A 14,553-nucleotide genomic window follows, 5' to 3' on the forward strand; every position below is an offset into this window, starting at 1 on the left:
CGCACTGTGGATAAAAAAGTGCTCAGACCACTCAGGCATCATCACGTTTCTGTGCTTTTTTCGCCGCCCGGCGGTGACGCCAGACCTCGATGATACCGGGTAATATGGAGATAAAAATAATCGCCACGATGAGTAATTTCAAGTTCTTCTGCACAATCTCGGTTTCCCCGAAGATATAACCGGCATACGCAAATAAAACAACCCACACCACCGCACCAATCACGTTAAACATAGCAAAGTGGCGATATGACATTTTACTCATTCCTGCAACAAACGGGGCAAATGTCCGCACGATCGGTACAAATCGCGCAAGAACGATAGCTTTACCGCCATGCGTCTCAAAGAAAGCATGGGTTTTGTTCAGGTAACTGCGGCGGAAAATTTTCGAGTCCGGATTGCGGAACAACCGTTCACCGAAAAAGTGCCCGATGGTGTAATTCACCGCATCACCAATAATAGCCGCGGTGATCATCAGCAGCACCATGATATGGATATTGAGGTCGTTTGACGGCAGTGCCGCCAGTGTTCCCGCCACAAATAACAGCGAATCGCCCGGCAGAAACGGCGTGACCACAAGACCGGTTTCACAGAACAGGATAAGGAATAAAATAGCATAGACCCAGATCCCGTACTGCGCCACCAGCTCCTGCATGTGCAAATCAATATTCAGAATAAAATCAATTAAGAACTTTGCAATATCCACAATGTGGTTAAAAAATTCCATCATTTTCCCCGTTCGTTATCACCCGGTGATACAAACCTAAAATTAATCAGCTAAAAACAGCGGTCCCATAACCGGTGACGGCAATTCAAATTCCGCAGGATAGTCAACACGGACCAGATACAACCCGTTCGCCGGCGCTGTTGCTGCGGCTTTGGCGCGATCTTTGAGCGCCAGCAGTTCTGATACACGGGTAATGTCCTGATTGCCCCGGCCGATCTCCAGCAGGGTGCCGACAATATTGCGCACCATGTGATGCAAAAACGCATTGGCTTTAATATCCACAATCACATACTGCCCCACGCGGGAGACATTCGCATGGATCATCGTACGCCACGGACTTTTTGACTGGCACTGCACTGCGCGGAAGGAAGTGAAATCATGCTCCCCCAGCAGGCTCTGTGCCGCCGCATGCATCCGGGTTTCATCCAGCGGATAATGAATGTGTGTAATGCCGTTTCCGAGGACAGCCGGACGACAGCGGTGATTATATATAATATACCGGTAGCGCCGCGCCGTTGCACTGAAACGGGCATGGAAGTGCTCCGGTACCGTTTTTACCCAGCGCACTGCAATGTCTGACGGTAAATGGGTATTAACACCCATTGTCCAGGCGGCATCGTTACGCACAGATGTGGTATGAAAATGCACCACCTGACCGGTGGAATGCACCGCGGTATCCGTCCTGCCCGCACAAATTACGGCGATCGGTTCATTTGCTATCTTTGATATTGCCTGCTCCAGCCGCACCTGAACACTGACTACGTCTATTTGCCGCTGCCAGCCGAAATACCGGCTGCCGTCATATTCAATGCCCAGCGCAATGGTCATTTTTACCGCGTCCGGCGGTGAAATTGCGTCAGTCATCAGTAAAACTGCTCCTGCATGAGACACTCGGCAATTTCAATTGCCATCAGTGCGCCACCGAACTGCACGTTATCCGCAACAGACCAGAAATGCAGAATTTCCGGGATACCATAATCATTACGCAGGCAACCGATATTCAGGAAATGATTACCGGAAGCATCTGTTACCTGAGTAGGATAATCCTGCTCATCCGATAACTGAATATCTCCCGCGCGCTCCAATTCGTCCCGCGCTTCATCACTGCCGAGCGGGCGCAATGTTTCCAGCTGAACCACCTGCCCGTTGCCGTAGAACACCGGCGACTGCACACAGGTCACGCTGATTGGCAGCCCTGCATCCTGTAATACTTTGCGGGTTTCTTCCACAATGCGGCGCTCTTCTGCCACACTGCCCTGTTCATCTGTCAGTAACGGCAGCATATTAAATGCAAGCTGTTTGCCGAAACGTCCGCCTTCCGGCGGAATACCGTTAAGTAATTTCGCACTTTCCCCGGCCAGTTCCTGCACCGCACTTTTACCAAAGCGGGAAACAGATAATAAGTTAGTCAGATTAATGCGCGACAGTCCGGCGCTCGCCACCAGCGGACGGATAGCGGTAAGCAGCTGACTGACACTGCTGTCTGCCAGCGCAATCAGATTGCGGTTACGGTATTCGCTTAATGCCTGCGGGTTCACCGACGGCACCACTAACGGCACATCCGGTTCCAGCGCAAACAGACCGCTGCTGTCTATCACAATACAGCCGTTGTCAGTCGCCGCTTCATAATATGCAGTGGTTGCATCCTGTCCCGCCACAAAGAACGCCAGTTGCACCTGTGACCAGTCAAAATCACGGGCATCGGTCACCAGATAACTTTTGCTGTTCATGCGGACAGTTTCGCCCGCACTGCGCTCACCGGCTAATAAGAAAAGCTCACCGACAGGAAATTCACGCTCTTCCAGCAGAGTAACAAGGGCGCTGCCGACAGCACCGGTCGCACCTAATACAGCAATATTCCAGCCTTCTGACATAGTCGTCTCCAAAACAAATACTGCACGGCGAAGCCGCCGTACAGTCAAAAATTAATGATATATATTCTTAATAATCAGTAAATTATCCGCAGTATTGCGCGGTAAAACCAAGGCCGGATAACAGTGCGGCGCTCTGTGCATCATCACAGATAATCGTCAGTGATGACCATTCGCGACGATCCGGATAGAATTTACGCAGTTTATCAAACTCACCCTCAATGGTGGCAACTGCGCGCAATGGTGCATCATCACGGCGTACATCATAAACCAGATGCATTAAACGTTTGAGAATACTTTGCGTTACTTTACCTGAGAGCGTTATGGAGCCGAATTCCGGCGCAGGTAACAGCTCTGTCAGTGATACTTTTTGCGGCTGCCCGATAAACGCAGACCAGGCTTCAAACACCTGAGTCGTACCGCGCGCTTTGCCCTCAAGGGTATAACCGGCAATGTGCGGCGTGCCGATATCAACCAGGGAGAGCAGTTCAGCAGACAGTGCCGGTTCCGGCTCCCAGACATCCAGGATGACACTCAGCGGTTTACCGCCTGCAAGCACTGCCAGCAATGCGCTGTTATCCACTACCGGACCACGGCTGGCATTGATCAGAATACCGTTATCTTTCATCGCCTTCAGGCGGGCTTCGTTCATCAGGTGCAATGTAGTGTAATCACCTGATTTATTCAGCGGGGTATGGAATGTGAGAATATCCGCCTGTGCCACCAGAGTGTCGATATCATAAAACTCACCGGCATCGCCGTTATCCGCACGCGGTGGGTCACATAACAATGTTTTAATCCCGAGCACTTCCAGACGTTTTGCCAGGCGACCGCCGACATTTCCGGCGCCGACAATCCCGACGGTTTTATCCGTCAGCTGAAAACCATCACGCTCCGCCAGCAGCATCAGTGCAGAAAAAACATACTCAACTACCGCAATCGCATTACAGCCGGGAGCTGAAGAAAATCCAATATTGTTTTGCTCCAGCCAGGCTTTATCCACATGGTCAAAACCGGCAGTCGCCGTGCCGACAAATTTTACCGGCGAGTTTTGCAGCAATTCTGCATTGACCTTTGTGATTGAGCGAACCATCAGCGCATCGGCGTCATCCAGAGCACCATCCGGTAACGGACGTCCGGGTACTGCAATCACCTCTCCCAGACGGGAAAAAAGGGCGTCGGCGTAAGGCATATTTTCATCTGTAACGATTTTCACGGGCTTCACCTTTATACTGTCGGCGGCCGGCAAAACGTGTTCAGCACGGCGGCACAACCGAAATTAAAACGGATGGCCGCTATTTTGCCACTTCTGCGTGATAAAACCTACGCCCCGCGCACTGATTGTTGCTAAAGAGAGCAATTAATCCTGCAACACTCACTGGTGGCGAAAACGTTCCGGTGTGACCCCGGCTAATTGAGAGAACATGGCAATAAAAGCCGAAGAGGAACTGTAACCGACATCCAGCGCCACATTCTGCACGCTCCGCCCTTCCTGCAACAGTGCAACCGCCCGCAGAAAACGCAGACGCTGGCGCCATTCACTGAATGACATGCCCAGTTTCTGCTGACAGCGCCGGGATAAGGTGCGCTCAGAGGTAAAGCTGCGCACCGCCCATTGTGCCAGAGAGGAATTATCCGCAGGATCACGCTCCAGCGCACTGAGAACCGGCGCAAGCAGCTTATCATCCGTACCCGGCAGATAAGTCGGCTGACAGCGGGAGATCATCAGCTGATCTGTCAGTACCTGCGCCAGGCGCTTGTCTTCATCAGTTTGCGGCTCGCGGATTGCCCGTCTGAAAAAATCCTGCATTACAGCACTGAATACCGGCGTCATTTCTATCACGCACGCAGTATCCGGCAGTACCGGCACCCATTGCGGGGAGATATCGATAATTTTAAATGAAACACAACTTTTATTATAACTGGCATGCTCCGTCCCCTGCGGGATCCAGATACAGAACCCGGTCGGTGCCAGATAGCGCGGCCCTTCAACAACCACCTCCATCACTCCTCCGGTGACATACAGCAGTTGCCCGAAAGGATGACGGTGGGTTTCAAATTCAGTATCCGCAAAAAAAAGTTCATTACGGAAGATTAATGTTACGGGATCTTTCAGCCCCAATGAGGCAACATCCGACTTACGGCTCATCTTGTCAGATTCTCTCTATAAATTGGCGGGATATCGTTATATATAATAATTAAGACAGATTACACTAACGCACCTGCCTGATAAATAAAATGAGTTTACTGATGAAAAACCTGCTTTTCCCCCTGGGGGCTGTATTAATCTGGTCCGTCAATGCGGTGGTGAATAAACTCGCCGCAGGCGCAATTGCCCCGGGAGCCATCTCCTTTTACCGCTGGGCGCTGGCACTGGCGCTGATGACGCCCTTCCTGCTAATCCCTGTCTGGCGACAGCGTGCAGTAGTGAAACAGCACGCATGGAAATTATTTATCCTCGGATTTCTGGGAATGGGGCTCTATCAGAGTCTTGCCTATTACGCCGCGTATACGGTCAGCGCCACCTTTATGGGAATTATTACATCACTTATCCCGCTGCTGACGGTAATTTTAAGCATTCCGGTACTGCGTATCGCACCGACAGTCGGTATTGTACTCGGGACAATCCTTTCCCTGAGCGGTCTGACCTGGCTTATCAGTAAAGGGAACCCGGCGGTTCTTCTGACGCAGGGGCTGGGACAGGGTGAAATGCTGATGTTTATCGCGGGGCTGGCGTATGCCTTTTATGGTGTACTGACCAAGCGCTGGGCAATTCCGCTTTCCAGTATTCATTCACTGTATATGCAGATTGTGTTTGGTGTGATCCTGCTTATCCCGGTTTTCCTGAGTGCCGGTAATGTGTCACTGACGTCTGATAATATCGGGCTGGTGCTGTATGCAGGGATTGCCGCCTCGATTTTTGCACCGCTGTTGTGGATCCTCGGTGTGACCCGGTTAGGGGCAAATGCAGCATCCATATTTATGAACCTGGCACCGATATTGACGGCAATTATCGCAGCCGTCTTCCTGAAAGAAGAACTGCACAGTTATCATATTATCGGCGGCGGCGTGGTACTGATTGGCGTGATCCTCGCCCAGCGCCTGCGCACACCACTGACACAGGTTTTGCGCCGCAAGACTAAAAAAACGGCCTCTGTAAATACCACTCTGTAAGCACAAGCGCGTCTGCCCGGGACGCGCCTGTTTTTTTTATTTTTTTTACGTTTCGGTCACAAAGTAACAAATCAGTAACGATATTGATTCCTATTATCATTTGATACTGTGTTAACATACCCGCCAATCAGGAGCGCAGGATCATATTTAATGACTAAAAAATATTATATTCAAAATATGTGTTGGGGATGGTTTTATGCATGTATGTTTTTTTATTTTTGTTGGAATGATAACTTTAAATATAGAGAGTCTTTTTTATTTATAAGTATTTTGGGTATTTTTTTGTATCCTGTAGCTAAATGGGCCGTTGAATATTTTTTTTTTAAAATTTACCACCCGCGAATTTTGGAATAGTGGTTTTTTCATGGATACTCCCGGAAAAATGGGCTTACTGGCAATGTATGGTTGCTCTGTATTTTTATTATCAATCCCAGTAGTAACAGTCGTTATTATTGCCTTGGTTACAAAAAGGCTGCTAACAAAATAAGCAGCCTTTAATTTTTTATGCCTTAAATCCCCCAAAACTGATTCGCATTTTCTACCAATTCATCATTAATCAATGCCCCGGCACCAGCCATTATCAATCCATAGCCAAGAAGTCCGACGGGATTTCCTAAAAGTACGCTGAATACAAATGCGACCACTATAGTAGCCGCATTTCCGGCTGCTATTACTTCAGTCTTGACAAAGAATGGGCGCCAATTATCTGTTTTTACGGCTTTTATTAATTCACCTATCCAATCAAAAGCATTGATAGTGTGACCCAAAACGCCCATTCCCCGGCTAAATTGCTTAAAATTATTTCCGATATCAGCTAATTGGATTGATTCTAATGCTGTTGCAATCGCCTTACGGTCTTGGGCGTTGATTTTTTTTATTGATATTAGCTTTGTGTTTTTCATAAGCCTTTAATGCATCATCCGCATTGCGGATTTTCTTCCCTTTAGCCTGATCCGCCAGCGCCTTAGCCAGCTGCTCTGCTTTTTCACCATGCACTTTAAATATTTCTTTGTAAAAATCAGCAGTAAACTTCACAGCGGTTTTAACCTGACTAAATTCATCTTCTGCTTTTTTTGCGTCGTTTTCAGCAGTTTTTATCGTCTGCGCCTGAGAATCAATTTCTCTTGTTATCGCTTTTCCTTTTTCCCATTCTTTTTTTATTTCACCTTGTGTTTTATCCTGCATTCTTCTGTTTAATTCACTGTTATAAAACCAGGATTCATCACTTAATCTTTTCCGTTCTGTATCAGATGTTCTTTTTCTTGCCTCATTCAGCAAGTTGATTATTCGCTCTTTCTGTAACTGCAATTTTTTTTATAATTAATGTTAATGTCGCATTTTCTAAAACATCGTTTGTATTTTCATTTTGTTCCTTTGTTTTATTTATATTGCTTATTATCTCAGTAATATCCTTTCTTATTTCTGCTTCCAGTTTTGTTAAGTAATCTAATTTTTTTGCTGAGTCATCCCGGCGTTCCTTTCTGATGTCTTCATCCACCGGATGCATCCAGCCGTCATCTGCATCATCCCACACAGGGTTCGGAGATGTATTTATATCTGCAAGATCCCTATCCCAGGTATGAGTGTACTGGCCGGGTTCTGTCGGGCTATCGCCGACCCATCCGGTAACAACCATAGTATCACCATTATCTGTTGCTTTCTGCCAACCTTCGCCTTTCCAGTGATAACCCATGGAGGCCATTACATCTCTTTCAAACGGTGTGGTGTCTTCATATCGGTAAGCCATAACCTATTCCTTTTATCCAAATAAATAACGGACAAAAATCAGCTCTTGCCCGGGTTTTGCACTGTAATCCCGGAGAATTTTGTTATCAAAACTAAAATTGAGCAGGTTTGTATCACATTGGATAAAGCATAAAGACTGATTTGAGTGGTGTTATTGCCACAGCGCTGGCGGAATATAATAAAACGGGGAAATTGACAACAAAAGCCGCCGGAGAGGCGGTTATATACCCTTATTCATTCAAACCGCAGGTTCGTTGGCTGCATCTTGAATGACGTTGGGTATAGTAATAAAAGCAGGAACCGGCGGTCAGAAAGATTTCAGAACCGCACGGATATTACTGTTCAGCGCAGTCCGCGCGAATGGGTTTTAGCCGACCAGCTGTAGGTTTCATCCCCGCCGCCGGGTTTGATTTTTTCTTTACGTTTCTGTGCTCTGACTTTTGCGGCTGCGGCTTCTACTTCTTTTGAGATCTCAGTGATAATCTGATCTTTAATTTTATTCAGTTCCCCGTTAGTCAACGGGCGCCCCAGCATTTTTTGTTCCTGACCCAACCGGGTTCTCACCCGCATTTGTTGTGCGTCAGTCATTTCTCCGAGCGTCAGTTTTTTCATTCAGAACCTCTGTAGCAGCGTGATAACAATCTATACCCTGACAGAGTTTACCCCAAAAGAGAATGCCCCGGTGAATAAACCGGGGCATTTTTTAATTATCGGGGGTAAATATCCAACGTCATTCAGGTTGCAGCCAACGAACCTGCGGTTTGAATAAATAAGGGTATAGATTAGCCCTGATATTTACGCATGACTAAGGTTGCGTTCGTTCCGCCGAAACCAAAACTGTTCGACATAACGGTAGTCAGCTTGCGCTCAGTCGGTTTGGTGATGATATCCATCCCCACCGCTTTCTCATCAAGATTTTCCACGTTAATGCTCGGCGCGATAAAACCATGCTCCAGCATCAGCAGGCTGTAAATCGCTTCATGAACACCCGCGGCACCCAGAGAGTGACCGGTCATCGCTTTGGTCGCTGACAGTGCCGGGGTATGATCACCGAACACTTCATGAATCGCTTCCAGCTCTTTGGTATCACCTACCGGCGTTGATGTGCCGTGTGTATTGATGTAGTCAATCGGTGCATCCAAGCCCTGCATCGCCATCTGCATACAACGGGCAGCGCCTTCACCTGATGGTGCAACCATGTCCGCGCCATCCGATGTTGCGCCGTAACCGACAACCTCACCATAAATGTGTGCGCCGCGTGCCAGAGCATGTTCCAGCTCTTCCACCACGACCATACCACCGCCACCGGCGATAACGAAACCATCGCGATCCTGGTCGTAAGTACGGGACGCTTTTTCCGGCGTCTCGTTGTATTTGGTTGACAGTGCGCCCATTGCGTCAAATTCGCAGCTCATTTCCCAGCACAGTTCTTCACCGCCGCCGGCAAACACCACATCCTGTTTACCCAGCTGGATAAGCTCTACCGCGTGACCAATACAGTGCGCGGAGGTTGAACAGGCGGAGCTGATAGAGTAGTTAACACCTTTAACTTTAAACGGTGTTGCAAGGTTTGCAGACACACCGGATGCCATGGCGCGCGGCACCATATAAGGTCCGACACCACGCAGCCCTTTGGCGCGCATACCGTCAGAACCGGCAACCTGATTGCGCGGAGAACCGCCGCCGGAACCGGCAACAACCCCGGTACGGATACTGCCTACCTGCTCAGGGGTCAGACCGGCGTCCGCAATAGCCTGCTCCATGGAAAGATAGGCGTAAACAGACGCATCACTCATGAAACGGGCAGGTTTACGATCAATGAGACCGGCAGTATCCAGTTTGACGTTACCCCAGACATGGCTGCGCATTCCCATTTCTTTAAACTCTTCTGAGAACGTGATCCCGGAACGACCTTCTCTCAAAGAAGCCAGTACTTCTTCCTGGTTATTACCAATACTTGAAATAATCCCCAGACCAGTGATTACTGCACGCTTCATTCATTACCTCTGTCATTTATGTATTACGGGATTTTAGCGATACTTTAGCTTACACCTGTACGCTGAACAAGTCCGATCAGATGTTTTTTTCGCATCTTTACATACTGAACCTGCCCTGTGTCACATCCGGCATAGCGACCCCGCGTAAAGCAGAGTAAAATCAGGGAAAGTGAACAAAAAACACAGGCTGGAATGTGAAAAAAAAACGTAATTGAAACGGCTCATTTAACCCTGAACGAACAGGGTACACCTGTTTCGCAACATTTTGATGACGTCTATTTTTCAAACGAGGGTGAACAGGCGGAAACCCGTTATGTGTTCCTCAGCGGCAACGATTTTCCTGCACGGTTCAGCCGGATTACCACACAAACCTGTACCGTGGCAGAAACCGGGTTCGGTACCGGACTGAATTTTCTGACCCTCTGCCGGAGCTTTCGTAATTTCCGTAACACACACCCGGACAGCCCGCTGCAACGGTTGCATTTTATCAGTTTTGAAAAATACCCGCTGACGCCTGACGATTTACAGACCGCACATGACCGCTGGCCGGAATTCGCAGATTTCTCCTTACAACTGTACGCTCAATGGCCGCACGCGGCTCCCGGTTGTCACCGGATTTTTTTAGATAACGGTGAAATTACGCTTGATTTATGGCTGGGTGATATCAGCACACTGCTGCCGTCTCTCACCCATGCGCTGGATAACAAAATCGATGCCTGGTTTCTGGATGGCTTTGCACCATCAAAAAATCCGGATATGTGGCAGCAGACACTGTTTGAGCTGATCGCCCGGTTTACCCGTCAGGGCGGTACATTTGCCACCTTTACCGCCGCAGGCTTTGTCCGCCGTGGTTTACAACAGGCGGGGTTTGATGTTGAGCGCAGGACAGGCTTCGCACACAAACGCGAATGTCTTGCCGGTATCAATACCCGCGCACCCGCCACCTCTCTCACTCCCTGGCACGATCGCCACCCCGCTGCTGCCCGCAGGCGCATTGCGGTTATCGGCGGCGGAATAGCCGGTGTACTCAGCGCCCTCGCGCTGCTGCAAAGAGGTGCAGAGGTTTCGTTATATTGCGCTGATGACTCATTAGCCACCAATGCATCCGGCAACCGGCAGGGCGCGCTTTATCCTCTGCTGACCGGTCTGGACGATCCTCTTGAACGTTTCTTCACCGTCGCCTTTACGTTTGCACGGCGCGCCTATGATTCACTGTCTGCTCAGGGCGTAAAATACAGCCATGACTGGTGCGGTGTTATCCAACTGATGTATAACGAAAAAAACAGAAAAAAAATTAATGCCATTGCGGCTGTTCCCCGCCCTGAAACGCTGTTTAAGACACTGTCACGCCAACAACTCAGTGAACTGGCAGGTCAGGATGTGAATTCCGGTGGCCTATATTATCCTGCCGGCGGCTGGCTCTGCCCGCAGGAATTAGTCCGTGGTGCCGCCGCACTTGCACAAAAAAAAGGTCTGCATCTGTATCTGAACCATAATGCAGAGCGTCTGGAGCCGACCGCACAGGGCTGGCAGATCCGTTTTGCAGATAACACCACCGCACAGTCAGATGTGGTTGTGCTGGCAAATGGTCACCACATCACACAATATCCGCAGACCGCCGCACTGCCGGTAACCCCGGTACGTGGTCAGGTGAGCCATGTGCCGACTACTCCGGAAATTACCAAACTGAAAGCCGTGCTGTGTTATGAAGGTTATCTGACCCCGGTGAACCCGGCAGACGGGCAACACAGTCTCGGTGCCAGTCACCAGCGCAATGACATAACAACCGCATACAGTGAAGAAGAACAGATTGCCAATAAAGAGCGTCTGCGCACTTCCCTGCCGGATGTGAACTGGTCTGATGAAGTGGATGTCAGCGGAAAAGAAGCACATACAGGCATCCGCTGCACAGTGCGCGATCATCTTCCTGTTGTCGGTAACGTGCCGGACTTTGCACAACTCACGGTGCAATATGCAAAACTCGAAAGAATGAAGCACAGGCCGGACTCCGTCAGCAGCGCTGCGGATGTCCCGCAATTGTTTATCATCGGGGCGCTGGGGTCGCGGGGATTATGTACCGCACCCCTGGCAGCTGAATTGCTCGCGGCACAGATTTTTGATGAAGCCCTGCCGCTGGATGATGAAACACTGGCAGAATTGCACCCGAACCGCTTTCATATCCGTAAATTGCTCAAAGGTGCACTGTAACAGAAAAACAGATTCTGAGTTGATAACCGAGAAGGCAATGTAAATATCTGTTTTTCTGGTTATCATCACAGTATTGATTATTTTTTCTGCTGAAAAACTGGTTTTTAACGCAGCTAACCGGTTGATCAACGCCACAAATCATACCTGTTTTGTGTTCTGCACCACAAAAAACAGCTCATTTCCCGGGCAATCCGCACATCCTTTTGCTCAATGATCAATTTACAGAAAACTTAATATTCCCTTACGCTTCATCCGGAAATAATAACCGGAGAATAATATGAAGAATAAAATAGTTGTTGCCTTTACATTCTCACTGATCTGTATCAGTTCAGCCTTTGCAAAAAATAATCCTGTCCCGGAGAATATCCGCTATGACACTATTGTTGAGCAGGCATATCAGAAATTTAAAACGGAAAAAACCGGTACTGTCGCTGATTATATTCCGGCGCTGGCAAAATACAGCCCGGATAATTACGCCATCGTTATCGCCACTGTCGACGGGAAAATCTACAGTGCGGGTGATAAAGATGCACTTTTTCCACTCGAATCCCTGTCTAAAATATTCACACTCGCCCTCGTATTAAATCAGCAGGGACCACAGATGGTACTGACTAAATTAGGCGCAAATGCCACGGGGCTGCCGTTTAATTCCGGACTGGCGATTGAATTGCGACCTGATCGTCCGCAAAATCCGCTGGTTAATGCAGGTGCTATCAGTGCGGTCAGTCTGATTAATGCGCAAAACCCGGATGACCGCTGGCAGCAGATTATGCAAAACATGGAAGCCTATGCCGATAATACCCTGGCGATAAATGATGAAGTCTATCGCTCGGAATCAGAAACTAATCAGCACAACCAGGCGCTGGCGCGGTTGATGCTTTCTTACGGCATGTTGTATGGTGACCCGGATGTGGCGGTTGATCTCTATACCCGCCAGTGCTCTGTCGATGCCACCACCGTTGATCTTGCTAAGATGGGCGCGGTATTTGCCAATCACGGAAAATCACCGTATAGCGGAAAACAGCTTCTGAGTGCTGAAAATACCGGAAAAGTGCTGGCAGAAATGGCAATAGCCGGGTTATATGACGGCTCAGGTGAATGGTTATATCAGGTCGGGATCCCGGCGAAAAGTGGTGTTGGCGGCGGCATTCTGGCTGTCGTTCCGGGAAAATATGCCGTAGCAGTGTATTCCCCGCCACTGGATAAAGCCGGTAACAGTGTCAGAGCACAGGCCGCGATTGGTTTTATTGCACAGGAAACCGGTGCTGATTTATATCAGTAATCTATAACGTAAAATGGGTCATCCACATTCCTGCCGATGACCCATGTATACCCTTATTCATTCAAACTGCACGTTCGTTGGCCGCGGTCAGCCAGCCGGGTCACATACTTATGCATGCTCCCAGTCTGTCTTCCCTTGCCGCCTGCCTGCATCTTGAATGACGTTGGGTATCGTATCTTCTTTATATTTTATTATTCGCGTAATGCGACTGTTCCGGACTATCAGGCATTCAGAGCAATGACTTTTTCAGTCTGTTTTTCCTCTGAACGGTACAGCGAATCTAATTCCCGTTTGGCATTGAAAATAATTAAGCCGCTGAATAAAATCATGCCGATTGAAGGGACTGCTCTTTCAATTACACTCATTCCGTCAATTTTAAACCAGAAAGAAAATAACAGTGCCAGCAGAACTACGGCAGCAACCGCTATCTTCGTGTAAATAGTCACAGCCTGTTGTGCTGTATTTTTCGGTTGTAATTCAAACATAATTTAATACCTGTTTTTGTGGGGACAGGCTCATTCTGACAGAATAAATGTTAATGACAAGTTAATATTTAATGATATTTTATCAAGACCGCGCAAAGTTGTTGACTTTTTTTGCAACAAAAAAAGACGTCAATCTCAGAAATATACGTATCCGGATCACAAAAAAATAAGCCAAAAAAAAAGAGTGCAAAGCACTCTTCAGATTGATGACATCTATAGTTTATTTATTTTCTGCGATCAGAAGAAACGATACACCATCGCGCAGCGGTCGCTGAGCTGTAACCCGTAATCTACCTCTTTTTGTAAAATGGCTTTCAATGCAGGTAACTGGGAGACATCACACAACTCAAAACCGAGACGCTCATAATACGGGCGGTTCCAGGCCACCTCACGGAACGTGGTCAGCGTCAGCGCTGAACAACCACGTGCCAGCGCCACATTCTTCACCCGCTCAATCAGTTGCCGTCCTAACCCCTGCCCCTGATGTGCGCCGGCGACAGAAAGTTCATCGATATGCAACCCGGCACCGAGATTAGATACAAGGATAAACCCGGCCGGATTATTTTCCCGGTCTGTCACCACCCAGGCATTACCATTCATGATAAATTTACCGAATGCCGATTCAGAGTGACCTTCACTCTGCGCCATCCATTCGTAGCCCGCAACACTACTGAACAGTTGTCCCGCAGAGGACTCCGCCGCAGACATTGCCGCAACATCAGCGGGACGGGCCTGACGGATAGTGTATTGTGTTATCTCTGTCATTTTTGCGCCTGTGCGTTTTTCAGCAAACGCTGCCAGGTTTCAAGTACCAGCACCTGATCCGGCGGTGTCAGTTCACCGGCTTTAATCGCCTGACGGATGCTCATCTCTACTTTATCGTGCAGCGCCTCAACAGTGTGCTCCCCGCTTTGTTCCAGTTCCGCTACCGCCAGGGTCAGATGCCCCTGTAAATAACCTCCTGCAAACAACTCATCATCAGTGGCATGTTCAACCATGTCATCAATCTGAGCGAGGATACGTGTTTCATAATCCGCAAGCATGTTTATTCCTTAGAGTTCAGTCG

Annotated in this window: 16 protein-coding genes; 3 read left to right on the forward strand and 13 right to left on the reverse strand. The window is 48.6% G+C overall.

The window, feature by feature from the left end; all coding sequences use genetic code 11:
* Positions 1–31: 31 nt before the first annotated feature.
* The 5 genes from AYY16_RS06390 to AYY16_RS06410 all read right to left on the reverse strand — a co-directional run bounded on the left by AYY16_RS06390 (position 32) and on the right by AYY16_RS06410 (position 4,744).
* Positions 32–724: a DedA family protein gene (locus tag AYY16_RS06390; protein ID WP_396672796.1), complete on the reverse strand. Its 693-nt coding sequence runs from the start codon at positions 722–724 to the stop codon at positions 32–34.
* Between the two features lie 42 nt (positions 725–766).
* Positions 767–1,588, reverse strand: coding sequence for a tRNA pseudouridine(38-40) synthase TruA (truA, locus tag AYY16_RS06395; protein WP_067363525.1), 822 nt, complete (start codon positions 1,586–1,588; stop codon positions 767–769).
* Positions 1,588–2,598 carry an aspartate-semialdehyde dehydrogenase gene (locus AYY16_RS06400; protein WP_067363527.1) on the reverse strand — a complete coding sequence of 337 codons (1,011 nt, stop codon included), beginning with the start codon at positions 2,596–2,598 and terminating at the stop codon, positions 1,588–1,590. The genes truA and AYY16_RS06400 overlap by 1 nt, the downstream gene beginning before the upstream one ends.
* 82 nt (positions 2,599–2,680) lie before the next feature.
* Entirely contained in the window at positions 2,681–3,811 is a 1,131-nt protein-coding gene (gene pdxB, locus AYY16_RS06405; RefSeq protein WP_067363530.1) for a 4-phosphoerythronate dehydrogenase PdxB, read from the reverse strand.
* Between the two features lie 159 nt (positions 3,812–3,970).
* Positions 3,971–4,744, reverse strand: a complete 774-nt coding sequence (locus AYY16_RS06410; RefSeq protein ID WP_067363533.1) for an AraC family transcriptional regulator — start codon at positions 4,742–4,744, stop codon at positions 3,971–3,973.
* Between the two features lie 101 nt (positions 4,745–4,845).
* On the opposite strand from AYY16_RS06410, the gene AYY16_RS06415 reads away from it, so the two are divergent.
* Positions 4,846–5,769 carry a DMT family transporter gene (locus AYY16_RS06415; RefSeq protein ID WP_067364816.1) on the forward strand — a complete coding sequence of 308 codons (924 nt, stop codon included), beginning with the start codon at positions 4,846–4,848 and terminating at the stop codon, positions 5,767–5,769.
* A 509-nt stretch (positions 5,770–6,278) separates the two neighbouring features.
* Here AYY16_RS06415 and AYY16_RS06425 read toward each other — a convergent pair.
* The 5 genes from AYY16_RS06425 to fabB form a co-directional block, all read right to left on the reverse strand.
* Entirely contained in the window at positions 6,279–6,671 is a 393-nt protein-coding gene (locus AYY16_RS06425; protein ID WP_162271041.1) for a colicin-like pore-forming protein, read from the reverse strand.
* The gene (locus tag AYY16_RS06430; RefSeq protein WP_067363536.1) at positions 6,619–7,047 is read right to left on the reverse strand and encodes a colicin-like pore-forming protein; all 429 of its coding nucleotides are present in this window, start codon (positions 7,045–7,047) and stop codon (positions 6,619–6,621) included. Before AYY16_RS06430 ends, AYY16_RS06425 begins: the two co-directional genes overlap by 53 nt.
* Complete coding sequence (locus AYY16_RS06435; protein WP_067363539.1) at positions 7,037–7,516, reverse strand: hypothetical protein; 480 nt, start codon at positions 7,514–7,516, stop codon at positions 7,037–7,039. The genes AYY16_RS06430 and AYY16_RS06435 overlap by 11 nt, the downstream gene beginning before the upstream one ends.
* Before the next feature lie 341 nt (positions 7,517–7,857).
* Positions 7,858–8,127, reverse strand: a complete 270-nt coding sequence (locus AYY16_RS06440; RefSeq protein ID WP_067363542.1) for a YjbD family protein — start codon at positions 8,125–8,127, stop codon at positions 7,858–7,860.
* A 170-nt stretch (positions 8,128–8,297) separates the two neighbouring features.
* The gene (gene fabB / locus AYY16_RS06445; protein WP_067363546.1) at positions 8,298–9,512 is read right to left on the reverse strand and encodes a beta-ketoacyl-ACP synthase I; all 1,215 of its coding nucleotides are present in this window, start codon (positions 9,510–9,512) and stop codon (positions 8,298–8,300) included.
* 210 nt (positions 9,513–9,722) lie between these two features.
* Here fabB and mnmC point away from each other — a divergent pair, with 210 nt between their 5' ends.
* Positions 9,723–11,720: a bifunctional tRNA (5-methylaminomethyl-2-thiouridine)(34)-methyltransferase MnmC2/FAD-dependent 5-carboxymethylaminomethyl-2-thiouridine(34) oxidoreductase MnmC1 gene (gene mnmC, locus AYY16_RS06450; RefSeq protein WP_067363549.1), complete on the forward strand. Its 1,998-nt coding sequence runs from the start codon at positions 9,723–9,725 to the stop codon at positions 11,718–11,720.
* A gap of 277 nt (positions 11,721–11,997) precedes the next feature.
* Entirely contained in the window at positions 11,998–13,002 is a 1,005-nt protein-coding gene (gene glsA / locus AYY16_RS06455; protein WP_067363552.1) for a glutaminase A, read from the forward strand.
* Positions 13,003–13,223: 221 nt separating this feature from the next.
* On the opposite strand, the gene AYY16_RS06460 is transcribed toward glsA, so the two are convergent.
* From AYY16_RS06460 to AYY16_RS06470, 3 genes are all read right to left on the reverse strand, one after another.
* Complete coding sequence (locus AYY16_RS06460) at positions 13,224–13,487, reverse strand: hypothetical protein (RefSeq protein ID WP_067363555.1); 264 nt, start codon at positions 13,485–13,487, stop codon at positions 13,224–13,226.
* A 237-nt stretch (positions 13,488–13,724) separates the two neighbouring features.
* Positions 13,725–14,252, reverse strand: coding sequence for a GNAT family N-acetyltransferase (locus tag AYY16_RS06465; protein ID WP_067363558.1), 528 nt, complete (start codon positions 14,250–14,252; stop codon positions 13,725–13,727).
* Entirely contained in the window at positions 14,249–14,530 is a 282-nt protein-coding gene (locus AYY16_RS06470; RefSeq protein ID WP_067363561.1) for a YfcL family protein, read from the reverse strand. Before AYY16_RS06470 ends, AYY16_RS06465 begins: the two co-directional genes overlap by 4 nt.
* Positions 14,531–14,553: the final 23 nt, after the last annotated feature.

The organism is Morganella psychrotolerans (assembly GCF_001676155.1).
Lineage (GTDB): Bacteria > Pseudomonadota > Gammaproteobacteria > Enterobacterales > Enterobacteriaceae > Morganella > Morganella psychrotolerans.